Source organism: Pseudoalteromonas sp. AOP31-A2-14 (genome assembly GCF_052378035.1).
Taxonomy (GTDB): Bacteria; Pseudomonadota; Gammaproteobacteria; order Enterobacterales; family Alteromonadaceae; genus Pseudoalteromonas.
Map to the genome: position 1 here is coordinate 1,895,647 of NZ_JBQSXI010000001.1, position 25,713 is coordinate 1,921,359.

Annotated in this window: 22 protein-coding genes; 10 read left to right on the plus strand and 12 right to left on the minus strand. The window is 39.7% G+C overall.

From position 1 onward, the window contains the following. The first annotated feature begins 6 nt into the window (after nt 1-6). From ACT3S9_RS08730 to ttcA, 6 genes are all read left to right on the plus strand, one after another. Entirely contained in the window at nt 7-2,382 is a 2,376-nt protein-coding gene (locus ACT3S9_RS08730; protein ID WP_441994644.1) for a heavy metal translocating P-type ATPase, read from the plus strand. Continuing rightward, on the plus strand, nt 2,379-2,546 hold the full coding sequence (gene ccoS, locus ACT3S9_RS08735) for a cbb3-type cytochrome oxidase assembly protein CcoS (RefSeq protein ID WP_441834423.1): 168 nt from the start codon (nt 2,379-2,381) through the stop codon (nt 2,544-2,546). Before ACT3S9_RS08730 ends, ccoS begins: the two co-directional genes overlap by 4 nt. Continuing rightward, entirely contained in the window at nt 2,539-3,210 is a 672-nt protein-coding gene (locus tag ACT3S9_RS08740; RefSeq protein WP_444750890.1) for a sulfite exporter TauE/SafE family protein, read from the plus strand. Before ccoS ends, ACT3S9_RS08740 begins: the two co-directional genes overlap by 8 nt. A gap of 39 nt (nt 3,211-3,249) precedes the next feature. Next, complete coding sequence (locus ACT3S9_RS08745) at nt 3,250-3,984, plus strand: FNR family transcription factor (RefSeq protein WP_441834421.1); 735 nt, start codon at nt 3,250-3,252, stop codon at nt 3,982-3,984. A 56-nt stretch (nt 3,985-4,040) separates the two neighbouring features. Further along, nucleotides 4,041-4,967 carry a universal stress protein UspE gene (gene uspE / locus ACT3S9_RS08750; RefSeq protein WP_441834420.1) on the plus strand — a complete coding sequence of 309 codons (927 nt, stop codon included), beginning with the start codon at nt 4,041-4,043 and terminating at the stop codon, nt 4,965-4,967. An 83-nt stretch (nt 4,968-5,050) separates the two neighbouring features. Continuing rightward, the gene (ttcA, locus tag ACT3S9_RS08755) at nt 5,051-5,962 is read left to right on the plus strand and encodes a tRNA 2-thiocytidine(32) synthetase TtcA (protein ID WP_441834419.1); all 912 of its coding nucleotides are present in this window, start codon (nt 5,051-5,053) and stop codon (nt 5,960-5,962) included. A gap of 94 nt (nt 5,963-6,056) precedes the next feature. On the opposite strand, the gene secF is transcribed toward ttcA, so the two are convergent. The 4 genes from secF to ACT3S9_RS08775 all read right to left on the minus strand — a co-directional run bounded on the left by secF (nt 6,057) and on the right by ACT3S9_RS08775 (nt 9,797). Further along, nucleotides 6,057-6,980: a protein translocase subunit SecF gene (gene secF, locus ACT3S9_RS08760; protein ID WP_441834418.1), complete on the minus strand. Its 924-nt coding sequence runs from the start codon at nt 6,978-6,980 to the stop codon at nt 6,057-6,059. After that, on the minus strand, nt 6,977-8,818 hold the full coding sequence (gene secD, locus ACT3S9_RS08765) for a protein translocase subunit SecD (protein ID WP_441834417.1): 1,842 nt from the start codon (nt 8,816-8,818) through the stop codon (nt 6,977-6,979). Before secD ends, secF begins: the two co-directional genes overlap by 4 nt. 92 nt (nt 8,819-8,910) lie before the next feature. After that, nucleotides 8,911-9,396 (minus strand): hypothetical protein, encoded by a 486-nt coding sequence (locus ACT3S9_RS08770; protein WP_441834416.1) that lies wholly within the window; start codon nt 9,394-9,396, stop codon nt 8,911-8,913. 296 nt (nt 9,397-9,692) lie between these two features. Next, nucleotides 9,693-9,797, minus strand: coding sequence for an alcohol dehydrogenase catalytic domain-containing protein (locus ACT3S9_RS08775; protein WP_441834445.1), 105 nt, complete (start codon nt 9,795-9,797; stop codon nt 9,693-9,695). A 399-nt stretch (nt 9,798-10,196) separates the two neighbouring features. Between ACT3S9_RS08775 and ACT3S9_RS08780 the strand changes: the two genes are divergently transcribed. The 4 genes from ACT3S9_RS08780 (at nt 10,197) to ACT3S9_RS08795 (ending at nt 16,431) form a co-directional block, all read left to right on the plus strand. Further along, nucleotides 10,197-11,939: an ABCB family ABC transporter ATP-binding protein/permease gene (locus ACT3S9_RS08780; protein ID WP_441992960.1), complete on the plus strand. Its 1,743-nt coding sequence runs from the start codon at nt 10,197-10,199 to the stop codon at nt 11,937-11,939. Nucleotides 11,940-12,072: 133 nt separating this feature from the next. Continuing rightward, on the plus strand, nt 12,073-14,157 hold the full coding sequence (locus ACT3S9_RS08785) for a M13 family metallopeptidase (RefSeq protein ID WP_441836427.1): 2,085 nt from the start codon (nt 12,073-12,075) through the stop codon (nt 14,155-14,157). Between the two features lie 183 nt (nt 14,158-14,340). After that, nucleotides 14,341-15,054: a YebC/PmpR family DNA-binding transcriptional regulator gene (locus ACT3S9_RS08790; protein ID WP_441836428.1), complete on the plus strand. Its 714-nt coding sequence runs from the start codon at nt 14,341-14,343 to the stop codon at nt 15,052-15,054. A gap of 93 nt (nt 15,055-15,147) precedes the next feature. Next, nucleotides 15,148-16,431: a leucine-rich repeat-containing protein kinase family protein gene (locus ACT3S9_RS08795; protein ID WP_441836429.1), complete on the plus strand. Its 1,284-nt coding sequence runs from the start codon at nt 15,148-15,150 to the stop codon at nt 16,429-16,431. A gap of 98 nt (nt 16,432-16,529) precedes the next feature. On the opposite strand, the gene ACT3S9_RS08800 is transcribed toward ACT3S9_RS08795, so the two are convergent. The 8 genes from ACT3S9_RS08800 to ACT3S9_RS08835 form a co-directional block, all read right to left on the minus strand. Continuing rightward, the gene (locus ACT3S9_RS08800; protein ID WP_441836430.1) at nt 16,530-17,654 is read right to left on the minus strand and encodes a sterol desaturase family protein; all 1,125 of its coding nucleotides are present in this window, start codon (nt 17,652-17,654) and stop codon (nt 16,530-16,532) included. A gap of 140 nt (nt 17,655-17,794) precedes the next feature. After that, nucleotides 17,795-18,799: a type I glyceraldehyde-3-phosphate dehydrogenase gene (gene gap, locus ACT3S9_RS08805; RefSeq protein ID WP_441836456.1), complete on the minus strand. Its 1,005-nt coding sequence runs from the start codon at nt 18,797-18,799 to the stop codon at nt 17,795-17,797. Nucleotides 18,800-18,815: 16 nt separating this feature from the next. Beyond that, the gene (gene eda, locus ACT3S9_RS08810; RefSeq protein WP_441836457.1) at nt 18,816-19,436 is read right to left on the minus strand and encodes a bifunctional 4-hydroxy-2-oxoglutarate aldolase/2-dehydro-3-deoxy-phosphogluconate aldolase; all 621 of its coding nucleotides are present in this window, start codon (nt 19,434-19,436) and stop codon (nt 18,816-18,818) included. 29 nt (nt 19,437-19,465) lie between these two features. Beyond that, entirely contained in the window at nt 19,466-21,319 is a 1,854-nt protein-coding gene (gene edd / locus ACT3S9_RS08815; RefSeq protein ID WP_441836458.1) for a phosphogluconate dehydratase, read from the minus strand. A 309-nt stretch (nt 21,320-21,628) separates the two neighbouring features. Further along, the gene (locus ACT3S9_RS08820; protein WP_441836459.1) at nt 21,629-22,645 is read right to left on the minus strand and encodes a LacI family DNA-binding transcriptional regulator; all 1,017 of its coding nucleotides are present in this window, start codon (nt 22,643-22,645) and stop codon (nt 21,629-21,631) included. 18 nt (nt 22,646-22,663) lie between these two features. After that, on the minus strand, nt 22,664-23,662 hold the full coding sequence (gene glk, locus ACT3S9_RS08825) for a glucokinase (protein WP_441836460.1): 999 nt from the start codon (nt 23,660-23,662) through the stop codon (nt 22,664-22,666). 562 nt (nt 23,663-24,224) lie between these two features. Further along, complete coding sequence (locus tag ACT3S9_RS08830) at nt 24,225-24,677, minus strand: DUF302 domain-containing protein (protein WP_441992956.1); 453 nt, start codon at nt 24,675-24,677, stop codon at nt 24,225-24,227. A 307-nt stretch (nt 24,678-24,984) separates the two neighbouring features. After that, complete coding sequence (locus ACT3S9_RS08835; RefSeq protein ID WP_441836109.1) at nt 24,985-25,641, minus strand: SMI1/KNR4 family protein; 657 nt, start codon at nt 25,639-25,641, stop codon at nt 24,985-24,987. Between the last annotated feature and the right edge of the window lie 72 nt (nt 25,642-25,713).

Sequence of the window (25,713 nt, forward strand, 5' to 3'; positions counted from 1 at the left end):
ATAGTTATGGCTGCAAATTGCTTTCATTGCTTAGAGCCTATTCCATCAGGTTTTACACAAACAGTATTGATCGAACAAACCGCACAACCCATGTGTTGTGTGGGCTGTGAAGCGGTTGCTGAAACCATCGTCGCGCAAGGCATGACGGATTATTATAAATTTAGGACCGTGCGTGCAGGTAAAGTTGAACAGCTTGTACCTGAGCAGTTAAAACTTGTTGAAAGTTACGACAATCCTGATATCCAAGATGAGTTTATTAGTGAACATAACGATGTTAGCGAAGTACTCTTAACGGTTGAGGGGATCACCTGCGCTGCTTGTGCGTGGCTTATTGAAACCCAATTACTTAAATTAGGCAGCATAAAGCGAGTTGATGTTAATACATCAACTAACCGTGCAATGATCCAATGGGATAAATCGAGCACACCTCTGAGCGAAATAATTAAATCATTGCTCGAAATTGGCTATAAAGCCTACCCATTTCAAGCAGATATAGAAGCAAGTCAAAAGCAACAGGTTGCCAAAGCGTATATTCGTCGCTTAGGTGTGGCAGGTTTAATGACTATGCAGGTGATGATGTTTGCTTTTGCCATGTACTTTGGCATGTTCTCCGGCATGGAAGAAAGCTTTGAGCAATATTTTCGTTGGATCAGTTTAGTTTTAGCCTCGCCGGTTATCTTATATAGCGCACTCCCCTTTTTAACTAACGCTATAAATGGCTTAAAAGCTAAACAACTCAATATGGACTTACCGGTATCGCTAGCAATTTTTGGCGCTTATGCCGCCAGTAGTTACGCGACTATAATGCAAGTAGGCGAAGTGTATTTTGAATCTATCTGTATGTTTACCTTTTTATTATTGCTGGGTAAATACTTGGAGTTTCGAGCTCGTTTAAAGGCCAGTGAGTTTACGGCTAACTTACAAAAATTACTGCCACTAACCGCTCGTATAATTAACGCACAGGGCAATGAGCAGATCATTGCCGCTAAAAAATTAAAACTTCATGACCGTGTTTTAATTAAAGCCGGTGAAACCATTCCCGCAGATGGCATTATTATTAATGGCACCACCAGCGTTGATGAATCGATGATGACCGGTGAACATTCACCGGTAAGTAAATACCCTGAGCACCCGGTTTTTTCTGGTACTGTTAATCATGACGGCGTGATTGAAATTGAAATTAATAAAACCGGCCAAAATACACTCCTGAACCAAATTATAAAATTACAACACAGTGCCCTTGCGACTCGGCCTAAACTTGTTGAAATTACTGATAAAGTAGCGCAGTGGTTTGTGGCCTGCTTGCTTGTATTTGCGTCAATTACTGCTATTGGCTGGTATCAAACTGACCCAGTTCAAGCCTTTTGGATAACGATTGCTGTACTGGTTGCAACTTGCCCTTGCGCGCTGAGCTTAGCGATACCCACTGCAATGACTTGCGCCGTGGCAACGCTTACCCGTAAAGGTATTCTAATTAAACAATCTCACGTATTAGAAACCTTGCCGAAATTAACTGATCTCGCATTTGATAAAACAGGGACCCTTACTCAAGGCCGCTTTAGTTTAGATGCGGTTGATGTGCTTGATAATAGTGTGACTAAAAAAACGGTTTTAAATTTAGTTGCACAACTTGAAAGCTACTCAGAACATCCTATAGCAAGTGCTTTTACTGACTATACACCAACAGTTCGCACCTTAACTGATATTAAAATAGTGCCCGGCAAAGGCATAACTGGTCGAGATGAGAAGCATCACTATGGCGTAGGAAAAAGCGGTTGGTTTAACACTAAAAAAACCAATGCCCAAGCCACTTTTTATATCGACCAACAAGCAGTTGCTCACTTTTACTTTGTTGATCCTATAAAAAATAACGCCAACGCCTTAATCGCTAACTTACATAAGCAAGGCTTGCAATGCCACATGCTTACAGGCGATGCCACTAATACTGGGCAAAAAGTCGCAAAACAGCTAAACTTAGATACTGTACAAGCGGGATGTTCTGCTAAAGATAAACAAGTCGCCGTTGAAAAGTGGTCTTCTGCTAACAAAATAGTAGCCATGATTGGCGATGGAGTTAATGATAGCCCCGTATTTAATAGTGCTCACTTATCTATCGCGATGGAGACTGGCGCTGATATTTCCAAAAACACCGCCGATGTAGTTTTACTCAATAGTAATTTAGAAGCAATCGAGCAAATGCTTATCGTTGCAAAACAAACACGCAAAATTATCAAACAAAACTTAGCATTATCGCTACTCTATAATAGTGCTATTTTACCTCTGGCAGCATTAGGTTTAGTTGCCCCTTGGATGGCTGTTATTGGCATGTCTGCAAGTTCCATTATTGTTATCAGTAATTCATTAAGGTTATTGAAATTATGAGCATTATTTATATCTTGATCCCCATCGCCATTTTATTTGTAATTATTGCTATAGGCGTGTTTTTTTGGGCAGTACGTACTGAGCAATTTTCAGACTTAAATAAGCAAGGCCATAGTATTTTATTTGAGGACGACAAAGAGCAGCATAATAAAAGCAATGATTGATCCCCTTTTTAGCAGTGCCTTTATCATGGGGTTGATTGGCAGTGGCCACTGTATTGCCATGTGTGGCGGTATTGCAAGTTCGTTACAACTTGCCAGTAAACAAAGTAACAGCTTTTATTTTGTAATTGCTTATAACGTAGGCCGCGCACTAAGCTACATGTTAGCCGGAGCATTAGTGGCAGGAATAAGCAGTCATTTTGCTTCACAAAACCAAGTTTTTTCCTTATTGCTCTCACTTTTAAGTGGGTTATTTATGCTGCTTGTTGGCCTGTATATAATGCGTTTAGGAGCCAGTTTACAGTGGTTAGAGAAGGTGGGGAAAACACTTATTTGGCAACATTTGGTTAAGTTAAATAAGTTTTTGCTACCCATAAACTCACTTCCTAAAGCCATTGGTTATGGAGCACTTTGGGGCTGGCTACCTTGCGGCTTAGTATATTCAGCTTTAACATGGTCAATGACCAGCAATAATGCCCTAGAAGGTGCATTTGTGATGCTCTTCTTTGCTCTTGGTACTTTCCCTGCCATGATCACCATTGGCATTGGCGCGCAAAAATTACATAAATTTATCAACCATAGTTGGACCCGTTTATTTTTAGGCAGTTTACTTATTTGGTACGGTATTTACCTTATAATCATTGCAACTGATAAGCTAGTACATTAATGTTATTTAAAATAATCTCGATTTATCGATGGATTTAATATGGACTTTTCACACTATAAAGCAAAATCAGATTCAGCTCTGAGCTGCAATAACTGTAGCATTAGCCAACTGTGCTTACCGTTTTCTTTAAATGGCCAAGAAATGGATAAGCTAGATGAAATAATTGAGCGCAAACGACCACTGCACAAAAGTGATTTCTTATTTGAATCAGGTGCGCCATTAAACGCAATTTATGCAGTGCGCTCAGGCTCTTTTAAATCTTATACGCTGTCCGAACAAGGTGATGAACAAATTACTGGTTTCCACCTAGCCGGCGACTTAATTGGCTTTGATGCAATTAATAAAATGCAGCACCAAAGCTTTTCACAAGCTCTTGAAACCTCCATGGTCTGTGAAATCCCCTTTGATACCCTTGATGAGCTTTCAGGCAAATTACCAAAACTTCGTCAGCAAATCATGCGCCTGATGAGTAACGAAATTAATTACGACCAAGAAATGTTTTTAGCGCTGAATAAAAAGTCAGCTGAAGCACGCCTAGCCAGCTTTATTTATAATTTATCAACACGATTTGGGGAACGAGGCTTTTCACGTAAAGAGTTCCGCCTAACCATGACACGCGGCGAAATCGGCAATTACCTAGGTCTAACCGTAGAAACCATTAGCCGATTACTTGGCCGCTTTCAAAAAGCTGAGTTAATTAAAGTTGAAGGTAAATTGATCGTCATCAACGAATTAGACAATTTAGCTAAAGCAGCCTGTATGAATCCTAAATAATTTGCTTATACTAATTTTATACTAATTAATAAGCTTGAATGATTAAGGAGCAGCACATGGACACTATAAAACGTATTATTGCGGTAATTGATCCAACCGCCGAGTTGCAGCACAGTTTAACGCGCTCAATTGACTTGGCGAAAAAATCAGGCGCAAGCATTACCGCATTTATGAATATTTATGACTTTTCTTACGAAATGACCACTATGCTTTCATCAGATGAACGTGAAGCAATGCGTGCTGCGGTTGTAAAAGACCGTCAAGCATGGCTTGATGAGCTTATTTCTCATTATAAAGATGTTAATATTGATACCCATGTGGTCTGGCACAACCGTGCTTACGAAGCCATTATTGATACGGTTTTAAGCGAAGGTTTTGACTTGGTTGTAAAAGGCACTCGTGAACACGATACCTTAAAATCAGTGATTTTCACTCCTACTGATTGGCACTTAATTCGTAAATGCCCAGCTCCTGTACTACTAGTTAAAGACAAGCTATGGCCAGAACAAGGGAATATTTTAGCCGCTGTAAATGCAGTAAGTGAAAACGAGCAACACCTAGCGCTTAATCACCGCATTATTCAAGATGCTCAATTTTTATGTGAGCTGGCAAACGCACAAATTAATATCGTTAATGCTTACCCTGCTACGCCTGTTAATATTGCGATTGAAATTCCTGAATTTAACCCTGCGGTTTATAACGAGTCAGTAAAAAACCATCATATAGACTCAACCCATGATATGGCCAATAAATACAACGTTGATCGCGAACACTGCTACATTGAAGAAGGATTACCTGAAGATGTTATTCCTGATGTAGCAAAACGTTTAAATAGTAAATTAGTGGTCATTGGTACTGTTGGCCGCACAGGTTTAAGTGCAGCTCTTGTTGGCAACACCGCAGAGCATGTTATTGATAGCCTTGATTGCGATGTACTCGCACTCAAGCCTGATGGCTACAAAAGTCCATTGGCAAAAGACTAACCGTTAAGAATGTGTTTCTTTCGCGCTTAATTTAACTGTATAATACGCCCCTTAATTTTACGCATAGTTTTTAAGGGGGCGTAATGTCGCATTCTGCACAAGCCAAAGCTCAACATAACTTCACTAAGTTACAAAAACGCTTACGTCGTCAAACCGGTCAAGCTGTTATGGACTTCAATATGATTGAAGATGGCGACCGTATAATGGTTTGCCTTTCTGGTGGCAAAGACAGCTACACCCTACTTGAAATGCTTAAGCACTTACAGCGTGTTGCGCCAATTAAATTCGACCTTTTTGTGGTTAACCTTGATCAAAAGCAGCCAGGATTTCCTGAGCATGTTTTACCTGAATATTTGGATACTCAAGATATAGAATACAAAATTGTAGAAGAAGATACTTACAGTATTGTTACCGATATCATTCCTGAAGGTAAAACAACCTGCTCGCTTTGTTCTCGTTTGCGCCGTGGTATTTTGTATCGTACAGCTAAAGAAATGCGCGCCACTAAAATCGCTTTAGGCCATCACCGTGATGATATGATTGAAACCTTGTTTTTAAACATGTTTTACGGCGGTAAACTAAAAAGTATGCCAGCAAAACTGATGAGCGATAACGGTGAACACATGGTTATTCGTCCTCTGGCTTATTGTAAAGAAAACGATATTGAGCAATACGCCATTCATCAAGCTTACCCAATCATCCCGTGTAATTTGTGTGGCTCACAGGAAAATTTACAGCGTAAACACACTAAAACCATGCTTGCACAGTGGAATATAGATCACCCAGGGCGTATTGAAAGTATATTTACCGCTATGCAAAACGTAGTACCATCGCACTTAGCTGATAATGAACTGTTTGACTTTGCTAATTTGCAAACCGGAGAGGTCGTTGATGGAGGCGATATTGCTCTTGATAAACCCGATATTCCTAAACATCCCTCAGTTGCGCAAAAAAAAGAAACTAATGATGATGTGGTAACGATTAATTTAAGCTAAAAAATAGATAGTTTGATATAAAAACCCTCAGTAATTGGAATGTCCAACTAGTGAGGGCGCCTCAAAATTTGCAACTTTTATACTTTGAATCTAGTCATGGCATATCCATTAAAGATTGACTCTGTTCGTCAAGCGCAGCTTTATAATTATCAGCACTTAATCCTAATAATTGTGGAAGCGTTGCAGCAATACAAATTGACGATAACGTCCCCACTACAATCCCCACGAATAAAGAAACAGAAAATCCCTGTAGTGATGCGCCAGCCAGCAACCAAACACTTGCAACAGTAGCCAATGTTGTTCCTGATGTTATTAAAGTGCGTGTTAATGTGCTTTGTATCGCTTTATTTATAATGGAATCGACACTTAGTTTTTGTGCTGTGTCTATTCGTAATAACTCCCTAACCCTATCACCAACAATAATCGAGTCATTAAGTGAGTAACCGATTATAGCAAGTAAACTTGCTAGCACCGTTAAGTTAAACTCAAGTTGTAGCCAAGCGAATAACCCCACCACAATGATAATATCGTGCATTAATGCAACTACAGCACCCAGTGCCAAGCGCCACTCAAAACGTACAGCTAAATACATCATCACTGCGATCATTGCGGCAAAAAGCGCCAAACAACCTTGCTCAAATAACTCATCCCCAACTTGCGATCCTAAATACGAAGATGATAAAACATCAATCCCCAACTCAGAATGTTGTTCAAGCGCTTTTAACCAGCCAGACTCACTAACATGTTGGCTTTCTTTCAATTGAAAGTGCTGTGCTGATTGCGCCGTTAAAATAAAGTTACTCTTGCCTGCATCAATAATTTTACGACTTAAATCACCTTCACTTAATGCCACAGCACTAGTAAATTCAGTTAAATACCCACCTGTAAAATCTAGACCAAAGTTAAGCCCTTTAGTTGTGATACCAACGATAGAAAAAAGCACTAATAAAATCGACAACACCAGCCCAATAAAACGCAAACGTGTTGCTTTTTTGAATCTTGAATTTTTGTATTTCATGCCCTTGCTCCTCGTTTATCAGCCAGTTTTAAATAAAAAATTTGGCTCAGTGCTTTAGATACATATACACCTGTAAACACACTGGTAATAAGCCCTAAAGCAAGAGTGATTGCAAAACCTTTAATTGGACCATAGCCAATACCATATAAAATGATAGCAGTAATCATAGTGGTAATATTAGCATCAAAAATGCTCGTGAAAGCTTGATTATAACCTTGCTCTATCGCTTGATATGGTGCTCTGCCTTTGCGTCTTTCTTCTTTGATACGCTCAAAAATAATCACATTAGTGTCCACTGCCATACCAATGGTTAACACAAGCCCTGCAATCCCCGGAAGCGTCAATACAACCCCTGGTAATAATGACATCAGCCCTACCAATGCCGTTAAATTCAGTAATAATGCAGCATTAGCAATTAAACCTAAGCGTCGATACCACAGCGCCATAAATGCAAGGGTAATCCCCATACCTAACATCAAAGCTGCTAAACCGCTATTGATATTATCTGCGCCTAAAGTTGGGCCAATAGTTTGTTCTTGCACTATTGCCACGGGCGCCGTAAGTGAACCGGCACGTAACAGTAATGCTAGATCTTGCGCAGCTTTTGGGCTTTTCATATTAGTAATACTAAATTGGCTACTTAAATGTTGAGCAATATTAGCCACATTAATCACTTCACTGCTTTTAACTGTTTCACCTTTATCATTTTGGTAATACTGAGAGTAAACCGTTGCCATAGGCTTACCTATATTGCGTTTTGAAAACGCAGACATAGCCTCGCCACCTTGGCTATCAAGGCTTAATTGCACTAAAGACTTGCCCCACTCATCTCGTCCTGCATGTGCATTATTAATATGCTGACCAGAAAAAATAGCGACCGGGTCTAAGTTGATCGTGCCGCCACTTTGTAATTTAAACGTTTTTCCACCCACCTCTTTTAGTTGATAAAAGTCGAGTGATGCTGTTGCTCCAATAATCCGTTTTGCTTCACTTGGATCTTGCACTCCTGGCAATTCAATACGAATACGTTGCTTGCCTTGCCGCTGCGTTACAGCCTCAGTGATACCAAGCTCTTCAATACGCCCTCTGAGGGTAGTCAATGTTTGGCTCATTACTTCTTTATCAAATAAGGTTGCACCTTGCTCACTAAAACCAAATGACACTGTGAGCATATTCCCTTTGTGTTGACTACTGGCTTTTAAACCTGCAAAGCGACTTACAATCGTATTTTCTACTGCTGATAAAGCACTCTTTGCATTATCCAGTGCGTGTAGCTCAAAACCACCCTCACTTTTTTGTACGCGAACCCCATGTGCTTTTTGCTCACGAATAACCATTTTAGTTTGTTCATAAGCGCTATCAAGTTGCTCTTGTTGCGCTTTATTTAAATCAACATCTAAAACAAATAACACGCCACCATTAAGATCTAAACCTAACTTAATAGGCGCTAAACCTAAACTTTGCAGCCATTGTGGGCTAGTTTGATGAGTTACAACTTTAGTTTTTAGCTCTGTAAACTCGCTTTTAAGTGCCTGTTGCGCGCCAGCGCTTTGGCTTGAAGTATTAAGTAATATATTTAATGAACTGCCACGTTCAGTAGGTTGTTCAATAGATTTCGCTACTAAATAATCATGGTCATTAAGAAACTCAATGATCTGTTTTTGTGTGATTAATTGATCAACTGTTTGTTTATTTGGCGTTTCTATATGTAACCATGAAGCTGGCGGATATAAATTGGGTAACGCACTGATTGCTAATAACAGCAACGCCATAAACATAGCTAAATAGCTAATTTTAAACCGCTGCCATAGCGGTTTTTTTAATGATTTGTTAAACATAATTCTTCCTTTAAACCAGCGCATACGCTAGTTTCATGCCTTTAAGGCACATTAATTTGTAAGTTTTTAAAATTTATAAATTAATAAGAGAATTAGGTATGGTAGGTAATTACACCACGGTAAAGCAGATTTGCGTCTTTCCAGCCACTCAAGCGTGACTTTTTTCCATTATAAGCTGTAAACCAAGGTAACGTAATAGGTGGCTCTAAAGGTTTTAAATAAAGTGCACGGGCGAAGCTGGGTGTAAAAAATTCAAATATAGGTGTGTAATTAGGTTCAGTTTGATTTTGATACAAAAACAGTGAAGAATTACTAACAACTAAACGAACCAGCACAGGCTTAAAGCCAGGCTCTTTGGGTTGCGGGTAAACTTGTTTAACCGTGATATGCTGAGTAAGCGGTTTTATATTAGATAAAGAAATACTAGGAAAATCTATAGTACTGTGCAACGTACCTGGTTGGAAAGTAGAAGTTGACTGAATAATATTAACTTTATCGCAAGCAATAGTATTACCCTGCACACTAAAAAATGCAATAAACATCAGTAAAACGGGAATAACCAAGCGAAAATGAATCATTTTATTATCTATTTACAATACTCACTGATGAGATGGAGAGTAATCAAGATATTTCAATGGGTAATAATAAATTATTTCATAAAAAAGCCGCAGTTTAGGCTATGAAAAGTTACTTCTTAATTATTAAGCGACTTCAAGTAATGGCACATCAATAACATAACGATGAGATAAATCACCTTCTTTTAAGCGTTCAAAGGCATTATTAATTTCATCTATTTTGATCACCTCTACTTTAGGTAGAATATTATGCAGCGGACAAAAACCGAAAATTTCCTGTGCCTGTGCAATCCCACCAATTAAAGAACCCGCAACACGGCGGCAACCGTATCACCTACTTTGTACTTACTAACTTTTGAGCCAACATCAGTCACACGCCCTACAATCTCATGACCTGTTAATATTGGGTAACTTGTACCACCCCAATCGTTATTAACCGTGTGTAAGTCTCAATAACACACCCCGCAATATAAATTTTAATTGAGGCATCTTCATTGCGCAAATCGCGCCTTTTGAAATGAAATGATTCTAATGATTTACTCGCTTTATGTGCTGCATATCCGATAGCTTACATATTCATCCTTTGTTATTAACTGTGTTTAATTTAACGCGTCAAAGCATTGCCATAACTAGCGTAAGCTGTACTATGCTGTTTGTTAGTATAGGCCAAATTGTAAGCCACTGAAGTTTTTACTCTAAATTACAGCAAAAGGTTTAATACAGGACTTAAGATTTCCCTACAATATTTAGAGAGAACTATGCGCGGAGCCGGTAAGCAAGAAACAATAAAGCATCAAGACGCTATGAACATGAACCAAAGCATTAAAACGCTTTGGCCCTATTTAATAGCATTTAAAGGCCGCGTACTATTGGCTTTATTGGCACTGGTAGCTGCAAAAGGCGCCACGTTATTAATGCCTTGGGCACTTAAAGAAATTATTGATGCCGTTGACGGCAATTTGCATACTGTGTTGCTAGTACCTACTGCATTATTATTACTATACGGTGGGTTACGTTTTGCGGGGGTATTTTTTGGTGAAGTACGTGACGCCTTATTTGGCCGAGTTACAGAGCATGCCATGCACCATATTGGCCTTAAAGTATTTAAACATTTGCATGCTCTTGAACTAAGTTTCCATTTAGACAGACAAACTGGTGGCATTAGCCGAGATATTGAACGTGGTACCCGCGGCTTAAGCTTCTTGATGCGCTTTTTAATGTTTAATATTGTGCCCACGTTACTTGAAATTGTCGTTGTAGCAGTAATATTTGCCACGTTGTTTTCGCCTTGGTTTGCACTAGTTACGCTTGTTGCGGTAGTCGTCTATATCACCTTTACGGTTATTGTTACTCAATGGCGAAACCGTTTTATTCGAGAAGCCAACCAAGCCGACAACAACAGTAACAGCCGCGCGGTAGATAGTTTACTTAATTATGAAACAGTCAAATATTTTAATAATGAACAACATGAAGCAACAAGCTATGACTCATTTTTAGCCAGCTGGGAGCAAGCAAGGCTAAAAAATCGTTTATCATTATTAGCGCTTAACGCAGGTCAAGCGTTGCTCATTGCCTTCGCTATTACGGCACTAATGTGGCTAGGCTCCGCAGATGTAGTTAAAGGTGAGCTAACCATCGGTGAACTGGTGATGATCAACGCTTATATGATCCAACTGTTTTTACCGCTTAACTTTTTAGGCTTTGTGTACCGCGAAATCCGTCGCGCACTCACTGATCTTGAAAATATGCTTGGGCTTCTTAATCGTGAACCAATAATAAAAGATCAACAAGGTGCCAAAGACTTAGTATTAACTGAGGGCCGAATTAGCTTTAACAATGTTGAATTTAGCTATGAAAATACTCGTACTATCATTAATAATTTAAGCTTTACAGTTGCAGCAAACAGTAAAGTTGCCATCGTCGGCTCAAGCGGTGCTGGTAAAAGTACTCTCGCACGATTACTTTATCGCTTTTACGATATGACCCACGGTAGTATTAATATTGACAGCCAAGACATTAATAATGTAACACTAAAAAGCCTTCGCCAAGCTATTGCCATTGTGCCTCAAGACACCGTACTGTTTAATGCGAGTATACGTGAAAACATCGCTTATGGTCGCCCAACTGCTACGACTGAAGAAGTCGATAGCGCCATCAAAATGGCGCACTTAACTGGTTTTATTAATAGCCTAGAACAAGGCGATAACACATTAGTAGGTGAGCGAGGATTAAAAGTATCCGGCGGTGAAAAGCAACGTATTGCAATTGCCCGAGCTATTTTAAAAAAATCCCCTATTTTGATTTTTGATGAAGCAACATCAGCACTTGATTCACATTCAGAGCAAGCTATTTTAAGTGCCATGCGAGAAGTCGCTAGCAATCATACAACTATCGTTATTGCCCATCGATTATCAACCATTACAGATGCAGATAATATTATCGTACTTAAAAATGGTAAATTAGTCGAACAAGGCAATCATCAACAATTACTTGAAAAACAACAAGAGTATGCGCAAATGTGGCAGCTACAACAAATAAAATCCTAATACTAGCAAGTTATTAGCGCATTAGATCGAGCGGTTAGGTTATTCACCTCAAAAGGTTTGTTTTACTATGCATTTTCAATAACAATCGATGTTAATACAAAATAATAATCAATATAAAGATTAAGGCAATATAATGAAAAAAACACTTATTGCAGCAACTCTCGCTGCGTTCTTTTTAGCAGGCTGTACAAAGCCCGAAACGACTGAAGCTGAAACACCACCTCTAAAAACAGCCAAAGCTTCCGCTTCTAGTGATAAAAAAGCAGAGCTTGGTAGCTTTGGTGTCGACCTTTCGGCGCGTAATGAAGCCGTCAAACCAGGCGATGATTTTTTTATGTACGCCAGTGGCACATGGTATGACAACTACAAAATGCCTGCAGACAAAACTCGCTATGGCGCGTTCTCTGGTTTGGCAGAGCGCAGTGAAGAGCGTGTTAAAGAAATCATTGAGAAAATCGCAGCACGAAATGACCTCAATACAGAGGAGCAACTCATTGCAAATTTTTACAATGCTTATATGGATACACAAACGCTTAACAAATTAGGCTTAGCTCCTATAAAGCCTTTACTTAATGATATTAGCGCTGTTTCATCGACTGATGACTTAACTATGCTGTTTGGCCAAGCGTGGTTATCCGGTGTAAATTCGCCAATTGGCGGTGGCATGTGGTTTAACCGACTTGACCCAAACAAATATGAAATGTCTTTAGGTGCCGGTGGTTTAGGTTTACCAGATCGCTCTTATTACCTTGAAGATTCTGAGCGCTTCGCAAAAACGCGCGCAGCGTATGTTGCACATATAGCCCAAATGCTAACACTAGCAGACGTTGAAAATAGCGCAGAGCGTGCACAGTCAATTCTAGCCCTTGAAACCAAAATGGCACAAGGTCATTGGCCGCGTGAAAAGCGCCGTAATCGTGACCTAACACTAAACCAAATCAAACGCGAAGAATTAGCTAAAGCCTACCCTGATTTTAATTGGGATCTGTATTTTGCCCAAACAGGCTATAAAGTCCCCCAACTTAATATCTCGCAGCCAGAGCCTGTTAAAGCCATGATTGAGCTTATCAATCAAGAAGATTTAGAAGTATGGAAAGACTACTTAACGTATCACGCACTAAGTGGTAATGCATCATTACTATCTGAAGAAGTATTCAATACGAATTTTGCTTTTTACGGTAAAGAGCTTAATGGCCAACTAGAGCCGCGCCCGCGTTGGAAACGTGCAATCAGCGAAATGTCGAGCACCAACTCTTTAGGCTTTGCTATCGGTAAAGTGTATGTTGCACGCTACTTTCCGGAATCATCAAAGCAGCAGATGTCTCAACTAGTTGAAAACTTACGAACCGCACTTGGTGAGCGTATAGATAACCTTGACTGGATGGGTGAAGAAACCAAAGTAAATGCGCACGCTAAATTAGCCGCATTTGTACCAAAAATTGGCTATCCAGACGAATGGCAATCATTTGATGGTTTAACTATCAGCAAAGATGATTTAATGGCAAATATTAAAAATACCCGTGAGTTCTTTAGAGCTGACAGTGTCGCTAAAGAGCTTAAAAAAACTGATCGTAATCGTTGGGGAATGACACCACAACGTGTAAACGCTTATTACAACAGCTCATTTAATGAAATTGTATTTCCTGCTGCTATTTTACAACCTCCATTTTTCGACCCAAATGCAGATTCTGCTGTTAACTACGGCGGTATTGGGGCTGTAATTGGCCATGAAATGGGCCATGGTTTTGACGATCAAGGCTCTAAATCAGATGCAAATGGTGTACAGCGTAACTGGTGGACTGATGCCGACCGGGCTGCATTTGATGCTAAAGCAGACCAACTTGCTGCACAATATAGTCAGTATGAACCCATAGAAGGTAACTTCGTCAATGGTCGTAACAGCTTAGGGGAAAATATTGGTGATGTGGGCGGCCTAGCGATGGCTTACCACGCCTATAAACTTAGTTTAAACGGCAAAGAAGCACCTGTTATCGATGGCGTTACTGGCGATCAACGCTTCTTTCTTGCGTGGGCACAAGTGTGGAAAGAAAAGCGTACTGAACAAAGTATGTTAAATCAACTGCGTGGCGGTACACATGCTCCTGGTCGTTTTAGAGCTCAAGCACCAAGAAACCATGATGCATGGTATAAAGCGTTTGACGTGAAACCAGGTGATGAACTGTATTTACCTGAACAAGAACGTGTGCGTATTTGGTAAGCACGGTTTAATATTTAACTAGCCCGCAAATGCGGGCTAGTTTCACTACATGCTAATTTGCCCCTCATTATAACCTTCTCTAACTCACATAAAATCAGACTAGCCCTGCCCTGCATTTACCTTTAGAATACCCGCACACAAATTTTATTACTTTTTATTCAAATATCACAAGGCAGAACGCAGATGGGAAGAGCTTACCAAAACAAAAAAGATTCAATGGCTAAAACTGCGGGTGCTAAAACTAAAGTTTACTCAAAGTATGGTAAAGAAATTTATATTTGTGCCAAAAATGGTGGCGTAGATACAGACGGTAACTTAGCACTACGGCGCTTAATTGAGCGAGCGAAAAAAGACCAAGTTCCCGCACATGTAATTGAACGCGCAATTGAAAAAGCAAAAGGTGGTGGCGGCGAAGACTATTCTGCAACCCGTTATGAAGGATATGGCCCGGGCAATTGTATGATTATTGTTGACTGCTTAACTGACAATAACAAGCGTACTTTTGCTGACGTTCGTATCTGCTTTACCAAAGCGAATGCGAAAATCGGCGCTCAAAACTCGGTATCACACTTATTTGATCACCTAGCAATTTTTGTATTTGACGGTGATGACGACGAAGCCGTACTTGAAACGCTTATGCTAGCTGATGTAGATGTCACCGACGTAGAAGTCGAAGCGGGTAAAGTAACCGTTTTCGCCCCACATACTGAATATAATAATACTCGTACAGCACTTGAAGAAATGGGTATTACTGAATTTGATGAAGATTTAATTGCCTTTGTTCCACAAGTAGAGGCGCCAATTGAAGGTGAAGATGTAGAAGTGATGGAGCGCTTTTTAGCAATGCTTGAAGATTGTGATGACGTACAAAACGTTTATCATAACGCACGGTTTTAATTTTTTACTTTAATTAATAAAATTAAGACAAGGGCCAACTTAGTTTGGCCTTTTTTATTTTTGAACGATTAAACTAAATAAATGGATTACATTTTGAATACGCTACAAGAGCTTCGCAGTGGAAAATTGACTGGTGCTATACACTTACAACTAGTTGAAGAGTTGACTATATTCCCAGTAGAAATTTTTACCCTCGCTGATACCCTAGAAGTCCTCGATTTATCAAATAATAACTTGATGGATTTACCTGCTGATTTTGCCTGTTTAACTAAGTTAAAACGGGTATTTTTATCGTTTAACCAGTTTAAACATATTCCATCTGTATTAGCTAAATGCCCTGCCTTAATAATGATTGCCTTTAAAGGTAATCAAATTAGTGACTTTGCAGAGCACAGCTTACCAGTTTCAACACAGTGGCTAATTTTGACTGATAATAAAATAAAAAAACTGCCTCAGTCATTTGGCGATCTTACTAAGCTACGAAAACTCGCCCTTGCAGGAAACAACCTAACAGAGCTTCCGCCCAGCATGAAAAAGTGCCAAGCACTTGAGCTGGTGCGTTTATCAGCCAATAATTTAAACTATATTGATGACTGGTTGTTTGAGCTACCCAAGCTTACTTGGCTTGCCTTTGCAGGAAATAACTTTAATAAAGCTAAAAGTTTACAACACGTAGCATTAGATAAGATTAGTTTCGATGAGTTTACCCTTGTTGAGCAAATTGGCCAAGGTGCATCAGGTGTTATTCATTTAGCAAAGTGGCAGCAAAATAAAGTGGCTATAAAACTTTTTAAAGGAGCAATTACTAGCGACGGCTATCCACTTGATGAAGTAAACTGTTGCCTGCAAGCCGGTACTCATGAAAATTTGATAAACGTACTCGCCTATATTGATAAGCCAATGCAACTGGGGTTAGTTATGGAGCTGATACCTAAACACTACCAAAATCTTGGCTTACCGCCATCGCTAGATACCTGCACCCGAGATACGTTTACTGAGCACACCTACTTTAGCGCTTCAGCAATAAAGCAGATTACAAAACAAATGAGCAGTACCCTCACCCATTTACATGCTAACAATGTAAGCCACGGTGACGTATACGCTCACAACACCATGATTAATAGTGAGCATAACGTGCTATTTGGCGACTTTGGTGCCGCGACTAATTTAACAGGTTTAACTGACTATCAACGCCTGCAAATGCAACGTATTGAAGTAAGAGCAATTGGCTGTTTAATGGATGATCTACTAAGCGTTTGCACTGAAGCTAGTCGTGATGCAGAACTGCTTAAATTACTTGTAAAGCAATGTATGAGTGAGGACGTTTCACAAAGACCTACATTAAACGAACTAAAACACGACTTACAATGCCTGTGAGTCGTGTTTTTATGTGTTAATAGCAACTTAAAACACGATTATAGAATATGATTTACAAGAGATTAATTCAAAGACTGCAATGCATATTCTAAGCAGCATTATTTCTGCTTCTTTAACGGAAATAACTGCTGTTTTAACATTCCTTTTGGCACGTAATCACCCACGACGCCGTAAGCTTCAGGCCACTCTTTTTGGCCTTTAACAGCCGTTCCAAATACGTAATCTAAAAATGAGAAATGCGCGGCATAGTTACGATCAATAGCGGCTTTATCTGAAGAATGATGCCAATGATGAAATTGCGGCGTAACCAACACATACTTAAGCCAACCAAACCTCACTTGCACATTAGCGTGATTAAATACCGCCTGAAAACCCACAATAACCACATATAAACTAATTACTTCTTGTGAAAACCCTAATACAAAAATGGGTGTAAGCACTAAGCTACGAGTCATTAAAATTTCCAAAATATGCTGGCGCGATCCTGCTAACCAGTCCATCTCTTTTGCACTGTGATGTATTCCATGAAAACGCCATAAAAAAGGCACTTCGTGATAAGCACGATGTACAAAGTACTGCATTAAATCAGCAACTAAAATAATTAAAACAACTTGAAGTAGAAAAGGTATTTGATTGATATAACCCTGTACAGTGCTAGACACAGCCCAACCAAAGCCATAATGCACAAATTGATTTGTTACCAACAATACAAAACCAATAATCAGGTGATTAACAAAAAAGTGGTTTAAATCGCCACGCCACTCGCTGCGTAATATTTTTTGCTCTTTGCGGTGAGGTAACAATTTTTCAATCAAAATAAAGATCAAGGTCGAGCCTAATAGATCTAATATAAACCAATCTAGACCTATATAAGGGGTGTTATCAGCAAAATCATTTACTTGTACATTTGGTCCACCAAACACAACTGCCAATAAAATGAAAAGCCATGCAGTGACACCTAAGCGCTTATTTTTATTACGAACGAAGTTGAGTAAGCCCAAGCTACCAGCCACTATTAGCGCAATAAACATCAACTGACGCAAAAACTCTACACTGTAGCTTTGTCTAAGCTCTGGTGTTGTTAAATATTCAGGGAAATGAAAAGCGAGCACACCTAAACAAGACAAAATAGCTAAAAAACAGGCGATATAACCGCTAATACTTCCTTCGCCAATTTGCAAGTGATCAGTACGAAACAAGTGATTTTTTATTATATTTATCAATCAAGTAACTCCTTTTTAAACCAGTCATTTCCTTTAAAGCTAGCTTAATACTACCATACTCATCATCTAAGTTCTAAGCACAAAAAAGCCGCGATAAACGCGGCTTTGTTGGATAAAGCTAAACTTTTACTTAGGCTGAATTATAAATACTGGCACAGTGCTTTAACTTGGTCTAGCATACGATTTGAGAAACCCCATTCGTTATCGTACCAAGCCATTACTTTAACTAGTTTGCCATCAGCCTTTGTTTGCGTTGAATCAAAAATTGATGACGCAGGATTATGATTAAAGTCGATAGAAACAAGCGGCAGTTCGTTATATTCTAAAATACCTTTCATAGAACCAACAGAAGCAGCTTTCATTACTTCATTAATTTCATCAGCTGTGGTTTCACGCTTGGTAATGAAAGTGAAATCAACTAAAGAAACATTGATTGTTGGTACACGTACTGACATGCCATCAAGTTTACCAGCAAGCTCTGGTAGTACTAAACCAACGGCTTTTGCTGCGCCGGTTTTTGTTGGGATCATAGACTGTGTTGCACTACGCGCACGGTATAGATCAGGATGGTACACATCAGATAAGTTTTGATCATTTGTGTAAGCATGAATGGTTGTCATGCTACCTTGCTCGATACCTACGGTGTCGTTAATTGCTTTTGCAATTGGTGCTAAACAGTTAGTCGTACAAGATGCGTTTGAGATAATGTTGCTATCAGCGTTAATTACATCACTGTTAACACCATGAACAACCGTTGCATCTAAATCAGTACCTGGTGCTGACACGACTACCTTTTTGGCGCCTGCTTCAATGTGTTGACTAGCCGCTTCACGAGAAGTGAATAAACCAGTACATTCTAAAACGATATCTACGTTCAATGCTTTCCACGGTAAGTTAGTTGGATCGCGTTCTTGAGTCAGGGTAATTTCGTCATTACCAATTAGCATGGTCTTATCAGACAGCGTTACTTTTTGAGAAAATTGACCGTGCACTGAGTCAAATTGCGTTAAATGCGCATTCACGTTTGCTGGTGCTAGGTCGTTAATTGCTACGATTTTAATTTCGTTATTTTGTGCCGACTCATAAAGTGCACGTAATACGTTGCGACCGATACGACCATAGCCATTAATTGCTACATTAATCATTATAAACTCCCGTTAATTATTTAACTTCACTTGCTTGGCGAGCAAGCTCTTCAATGGCTTGCCAGTCTTTATTTGCTATTAATTTTTTGTCTAACATCCACGTACCACCAACACAAATTACATTGCTAAGCGCTAAGTAGTCAGGTGCAGTTGCTAGGCTAATGCCACCGGTTGGACAAAAAGTGATCTGTGGTAATGGTGCGCCAATAGATTTAAGCATTGCAGTACCGCCTGCAGCCTCTGCTGGAAAGAATTTTAAAAACTTAAAGCCATGGCTAGCCAATTTCATTACTTCGCTAGATGTTGCCGCACCTGGCAAAAATGGAATATCCGTTTCCTTTGCAAGTGCTAATAGTTCATCATTAACACCTGGACTCACCATAAAATCCGCGCCGGCGGCAACAGATGCATCAAAGCTTGCTTTATCTACCACGGTACCTGTACCGACGTAGGCTTGTGGTACAGCTTCTTTCATTAGCTTTACCGCCTCTGCCGCTATTGGCGTACGCAAGGTAATTTCTAATGCTTTTAAACCACCATTATAAAGCGCTTTAGCAAGTGGCGCGGCGTCTTCAAGGTTGTCAATTACAACCACAGGTACAACCGGTGCTGACGATAATATTTTTTCAATACTCATTGCTTGTTCCTCATATCCTGTAAGGCGTATTATTCTTTTATGCCAAAGGCGCTAGCGCCCATATCTGCGCTACTTACGATACTTCTAAATCCTTCAAATAACTCACGGCCAGTACCAAATGTTTGGCTTGGCATACTAAGTTGAAGTTCTCGCTGTACTAATTCTTCGTCGCTTACATGTACTTTTAAAATACCTGCAGGAGCATCAAGCGTAATTAAATCACCCTCGCAAATTTTAGCGATTACTCCACCTTCAACTGCTTCTGGCGCTAAATGAATCGCAGCAGGTACTTTGCCTGATGCACCCGACATACGTCCATCGGTAACAATCGCAACTTTGTAGCCTTCATCTTGCAAAGTTGCCATTACTGGCGTTAACTTATGAAGCTCAGGCATGCCTTTCGCTTTTGGCCCTTGCTCTTTAAGTACAGCGATAAAATCTTGGTTTAACTCACCACGGCTGTATGCTTCTTGTAATTCTGCTTGCGTGCTAAATATTTTAGCCGGTGCGCTTACGACTTGATGTGACTCGGCAACTGCAGATACTTTTATCACCGCTTTACCTAAGTTACCTTGAAGTAGCTGTAAGCCACCATGTTTACTAAATGGGTTATCAACAGGGCGAAGAACATCTTCATCCAGTGACTTTTCAGGACTCGGAACCCATTTAACTTTACTTGGGCCTGTACTATCAGTCATGATCACGCTGCTATCGCTGGCTAAACGAGGCTCACAAGAATACGCTTCAAGGCCATCCCCAACAATCGTTTTAACGTCATTATGTAAGAAGCCTGCATTAACTAGTTGCTTCATTAAAAAGCCCATACCGCCTGCAGCTTGAAAGTGATTTACATCTGCTGAGCCATTTGGATAAATGCGCGCTAGCAGAGGTACAACCGCAGATAAGTCAGACATATCTTTCCAAGTCAGCTGAATGCCTGCCGCTTTAGCTATCGCCACTAAGTGGATAGCATGGTTAGTTGACCCACCCGTTGACAGTAGACCAACTAAACCATTAATAATGGTTTTTTCAGTAATAACATCTGCTAAACAATTTGCGTCTTTACTATCAATTAATTGATTAAGCATGGTTTCTACTGCATTACCGGTTAAACCATCGCGTAATTCAGTATATGGATTTATAAACGAGCTACCTGGTAGGTGTAAGCCCATAATTTCCATAAGCATTTGGTTTGAGTTGGCAGTACCGTAAAACGTACAGGTACCTGCACTATGATAAGACGCACTTTCGGCTTCTAATAGCACATCACGACTTACTAAGCCTTGCGCAAATTTTTGACGTACGCGGGCTTTTTCTTTATTAGGAATGCCTGATTGCATTGGCCCTGCTGGTAAAAAATACACAGGTAAATGGCCAAATGATAATGCACCAATCAATAAGCCCGGAACAATCTTGTCACATACACCTAAGCAAAATACCCCATCAAACACATCATGTGATAAGGAAACGGCAGTAGACATAGCGATTACATCACGTGAAAAAAGCGACAACTCCATGCCATCGCGGCCTTGGGTTACGCCATCACACATTGCAGGTACACCACCAGCAACTTGTGCTGTGGCATCGTGCTTGGTCGCAATGCTTTTAATTAAATCTGGAAAATCTTTATACGGTACATGCGCTGAAAGCATATCGTTGTATGAGTTGATGATAGCTAAATTTGGCTGTTCATCAGCTTTTAAACGCGCCTTATCATCGCTGCTTGAAGCAGCCATAACATGGGCAATATTTCCGCAACCTAAGCCTGCACGAACTCTTGTTTGTTTTTTTGCGTGTGCAATACGGTCTAAATAAGCTTTGCGGGTTGATTTACTGCGTTCAATAACGCGTTCAGTGACTTCTTGGATACGAGGATGCAACATAATTCGACTCATCTCTATAGTTAGAGGATAAAGGCTCAGTAACAATTACAGACTCCACGAAAATAACTGTACTGAGCGTCTTTGATTTACCCGTTCAAAGGTACGCTACCAGGCCGTCTCTCACAACCAACCTGACACCGGTGTCAGTATATTAACGCATGAGTGTGACACCGGTGTCAACCTTAACTTTTAAATTTAGTCTAATTTTTTGATGTGAGCAAATAATGAATGAATATTTATTTTAATACAGACAATAAACCCAAGAAAGCGTCATGCAATCTCGGGCTATTATGGGATAACTTAAACGTGTTAGTTTTTTAGCTGAGCGCTTGATTCACGAGTGATCAAACGCGCTTCAAGCGTTACTTGATAAGGGGTTTCTTGCGGCTCACTAATATGGCTTATGAGCTGGGAAACCGCTTGCTTAGTCATCTCTTCTACAGGCTGTGCGATAGTTGTAAGCCCAGGCCAAATATGCCGTGCAATGGGAGCATTATCAAAGCCAACAATCGAGATATCTTCAGGTACCTTGAGTTGGCGCTGACTGGCAAGCTTTAACACCGCCGCAGCCATGTAATCGTTTGACGCAAAAACTGCGGTTGGTCTTGGCGATAAATCTAAAATGCTGCGCGCACTATCGACTCCAGAGTGATAACTAAAGTTACCCTCTTCAACCAAACGTTCGTTAAATTCAATAGCGTAGCTACTAAGCGCACGTCTGTAGCCTTTAAAGCGCTGTTCGGTGGCGCTGTGATCTGGATGACCTTTAATAAAAGCAATATTCTTGTGGCCAAGCTTAATTAAATGCTCGGTAATTTCAAAAGCACCTTGTTCATCATTACTGCGCACCGAAATAGAGTCATCTTCTAATACAGCAGAGGCAACTCGCGCATATGGAATATTTTTTGTCTTTAAAAAATCAACCAACACTTTAAAATCTGAAAATGGCGGGGTTAACACCAAGCCATCTAAACGTGAGGTTTGTAAAAGCTGCTCTATATTATTAATAAGCGCATCACCACGTAAGTCACACGGATGAATAAGTAAGTTATAATGATTTTCTTGGCAAGCGGCTAATGCCCCAGTTTGCACTCGAGTTATATAACTTTTACTGGGGTTATCGTAAATACAGCCGATAATAAAACTGCGGTTTTGCGCCAAACCCCGAGCAATTGGATTAGGTGTGTAGTCTAGCTCTTTGAATACTTTAAGTACTTTTTCGCGGGTTGCATCGCTCACATTAGGCTCATTATTGAGCACACGCGACACAGTTTTTTTAGAAACCCCTGCATAACTTGCTACACTATTTATAGTTACTTTTTTCATCCAATACTCATCTAATATTTAACTTTGGCTATTAACATGTAAACAAGCCGCCGCACCGACTAAAGGAATATTATCTTGCGTTACTAAGGTCACGGGTATTTGCCCTGTATACTGAGACATAATGCCTTTATCTGAAAAGCGTTCAACAAAGCGACTAAATAATAAGCGTTCTTGCATACGTGGTAATATTCCGCCACCAATGAATACGCCACCGAGTGCACCAAATGTCAGGGCTAAGTCCCCTGCAACACTCCCAATCCAATCACAGAATTGATTAAGGGTCGCATCACAAACAGCGCATTCACCTGTTGCTGCTAATTGGCTAATTTGAGCTGCATCAATGTTTTTTACGGGTGCATCATTTACCGCAGCCATTGCGCGATATAAATGGGCAATACCTGGGCCTGAAAATATAGTCTCGACAGAAACGTGGCTAAGTTCTTTTCTAAGCTCAGCAATTAGCTTTCGCTCAAGATCTGTGACTGCCGCAAGGCTTATGTGCCCTGCTTCGCAGCTAAGTACTGCGCTACCTTGTGCTGTACGCACTAAACAAGCAGCGCCAAAGCCAGTACCAGGACCCATTACCGCAATATTGGCATTATTATCAGCTTGACCTGCTTTTACTGCCACATTTTGGCTATTATCTAGATAAGGCGCAGCATACGCAAAGGCCGCAAAGTCGTTGATCACTTCAAGCTCATCAAACGCAAAATCATTTTTTAATTTAGCAACACTAAAATGCCAGCCTAAATTAGTTAAATGTACTTGGCCTGCTTTAATAGGACCAGCAACGGCCAAACATGCACGGCTAGGTTGCTGATGTGGTATTTGTGTAAAGTAATGATTAATAGCAGCTTCTAGTGAACCAAAATCAGTACTTGGAAACTTATGGTTATGTTCAATAACAAACTGATTAGCGCCAGTGTCAAATCCAGTTATTAATGCAAAGCGTGCATTTGTGCCGCCAATATCGGCAACTAAAATTGGGTTAAATTCAGTATTTAATTGTGAGCTCATGGTGTTTTCTCTATTTGCCTAAGCAGTATTACTACTTGTTTTTATAATTTCAATGGCAAGGCCACTGTGAGCAGATAAGCTTTGAGCTATCACCTCAAAGCGGTTATCCTAGTCATTGCGAAAAATGCTGCTCAACTAAATAAGCAGCCAATACGTTTTGACAACAAAATGATAAACGTCGACAGTATGACACCGGTGTCATACTTTAATCAATAAAAATATTCTATTGTTTACGAATAGCTTGAAAAAATCAGCAAATAGTCGAAAACGACATCATTCAGTATTGCGCATTATGCAGGTGGAAATGCCTTTGGTAATTTACTCAAACGAATCCGTTGGGAAGAACTTACTCCCTCCTCCCTCCAAGTTTAAGAGTAAACTGTTCGAGTGTATAACCCCTGAATGATATCTAATAACTTTACTGATTATTCGCCAGCCCTTCACTAATGTAGATTTAAAATGGGTTCACTCAAGGGTTACATTTAAACCAACTAAATAGAGTACGAAAATTAGTTAACCAAGATAACTAAAAGTACTTTACCTTCATTATTTTTTGGAATATTTATTTAGCTACGGCTGCTTTTGATAGCTGGCTTAATACACCCGAAATTTTATTGATTATCTTATTACAACCTTGTATGTCGTGTCTCTTCAGCAGATAATTTGGACTATTGTATGAAAGCCAAACCTTGCTATTAGCATCCTCACTTACCATCACTTTTTGAGGTAAATCAATAGCAACATTTTGAGCACATTGCATTAAAACCGTACCAATTTTAGGATTTCCAAAAATAATGACTTCTGTCGGTCTTAACTCTAAATTGACACCGCTGGCATTTTTTTGGTGATCGACTCTAGCAAAGAGAGTTAACCCTTTACTTTCAGCTATACTTTCAAAACGGTCTGCTGTTTCTTTTACCGAGTAATTACTTTCATATTTAATCAAACCATCATCAGCTATTACTGAAAATGATAAACAAACGAGTATTAAACTTAATGATATTAATTTTTTCATTTCTATCCCCTTACGAAAAAACTTATTTAAATAGATAATTCATCTGGCATCTTACTAAGCGGCGCAAAATACGATCCACCGGTGCCTTTAATACCACTTAAACACTCACATTGATAAATTCTCTATGATAGAGCCTAAATTTAGCAACTATACCAACGCTATCACAGCTTGTTGAAAAGAGCCGAATTAAAGATATCAGGCACGTTGAGCGACAAAAATACGCAGAGATTTCCTCTGTAACAAACTAAACAGAAAACCAAAAAAAGGTTGAAATGCAATCAGAGACTAATCAAAGTGCAGCTACTTATTATGCGCTATTTACTTCAAGCCACTCACAAAATATGTCCCCTGAATTCTCATCACCAAACTCAGCAGGATTTTTAACGATTTCTAATGCTGTTTTAGGAATAGATGTATTAAATTCCTGAACAACCCAATCTTGAAATTTTAAATTAGGCTTTACAATAAATTCATTTTTTTTAAAGCTTGCGAAAGGTGTTTCATCAAAATCGTCATTCCAACAAACCTCATCATATCCTATGGCAATTAACCGAATAAAATCTACAGCATTGTCAGCTAGCACACAGGCTAAAATTGAACCTGAGCCAGATCCAATATGCACAATTTTTTGTTCACCGTTATCATCAAGCCAAAAAGCGGCTACAGAGCCATCCCCACCTGTACGCGCAAATATACGCAGCCTATCTTTAATACCTTTGTGAACAATGTAAAAGTCATCACTTTGTTCCTCAGCGTAAAATTCGATTAAAGTACCGCCCGGTCTTTGGTGATCATCCCATTCATTTCTTACTTTTTCTATGGGGTACAAGTAACCAACACGACCTGTTTCAGTTTCTTCAGCTAAACCATTGCTTTCAATCCAATCAAATAATTTAACTAATGGTTCAGGTATGAACATTGTGTCAGGTAAGGTGTCTTGTATTTTTTTATGAAGTGGAGTCAAATGAAAATCATCCTTATCGTATACGCCTCACAAGAGACAATAAACAGCTTGCTAAAATGTTGAGGAACGAAA

Bases quoted from the DNA above. Each gene is read 5' to 3' on its own strand.
- ACT3S9_RS08730 (WP_441994644.1), top strand. From the start codon at position 7: ATGGCTGCAAATTGCTTTCATTGCTTAGAGCCTATTCCATCAGGTTTT.
- secF (WP_441834418.1), bottom strand. From the start codon at position 6,980: ATGAAATACAAAAATTCAAGATTCAAAAAAGCAACACGTTTGCGTTTT.
- ACT3S9_RS08820 (WP_441836459.1), bottom strand. From the start codon at position 22,645: ATGAAAAAAGTAACTATAAATAGTGTAGCAAGTTATGCAGGGGTTTCT.
- ACT3S9_RS08770 (WP_441834416.1), bottom strand. From the start codon at position 9,396: ATGATTCATTTTCGCTTGGTTATTCCCGTTTTACTGATGTTTATTGCA.
- glk (WP_441836460.1), bottom strand. From the start codon at position 23,662: ATGAGCTCACAATTAAATACTGAATTTAACCCAATTTTAGTTGCCGAT.
- ACT3S9_RS08740 (WP_444750890.1), top strand. From the start codon at position 2,539: ATGATTGATCCCCTTTTTAGCAGTGCCTTTATCATGGGGTTGATTGGC.
- eda (WP_441836457.1), bottom strand. From the start codon at position 19,436: ATGAGTATTGAAAAAATATTATCGTCAGCACCGGTTGTACCTGTGGTT.
- ACT3S9_RS08780 (WP_441992960.1), top strand. From the start codon at position 10,197: ATGAACATGAACCAAAGCATTAAAACGCTTTGGCCCTATTTAATAGCA.
- ttcA (WP_441834419.1), top strand. From the start codon at position 5,051: ATGTCGCATTCTGCACAAGCCAAAGCTCAACATAACTTCACTAAGTTA.
- uspE (WP_441834420.1), top strand. From the start codon at position 4,041: ATGGACACTATAAAACGTATTATTGCGGTAATTGATCCAACCGCCGAG.
- secD (WP_441834417.1), bottom strand. From the start codon at position 8,818: ATGTTTAACAAATCATTAAAAAAACCGCTATGGCAGCGGTTTAAAATT.
- ACT3S9_RS08830 (WP_441992956.1), bottom strand. From the start codon at position 24,677: ATGAAAAAATTAATATCATTAAGTTTAATACTCGTTTGTTTATCATTT.
- edd (WP_441836458.1), bottom strand. From the start codon at position 21,319: ATGTTGCATCCTCGTATCCAAGAAGTCACTGAACGCGTTATTGAACGC.
- gap (WP_441836456.1), bottom strand. From the start codon at position 18,799: ATGATTAATGTAGCAATTAATGGCTATGGTCGTATCGGTCGCAACGTA.
- ACT3S9_RS08790 (WP_441836428.1), top strand. From the start codon at position 14,341: ATGGGAAGAGCTTACCAAAACAAAAAAGATTCAATGGCTAAAACTGCG.
- ACT3S9_RS08745 (WP_441834421.1), top strand. From the start codon at position 3,250: ATGGACTTTTCACACTATAAAGCAAAATCAGATTCAGCTCTGAGCTGC.
- ACT3S9_RS08785 (WP_441836427.1), top strand. From the start codon at position 12,073: ATGAAAAAAACACTTATTGCAGCAACTCTCGCTGCGTTCTTTTTAGCA.
- ccoS (WP_441834423.1), top strand. From the start codon at position 2,379: ATGAGCATTATTTATATCTTGATCCCCATCGCCATTTTATTTGTAATT.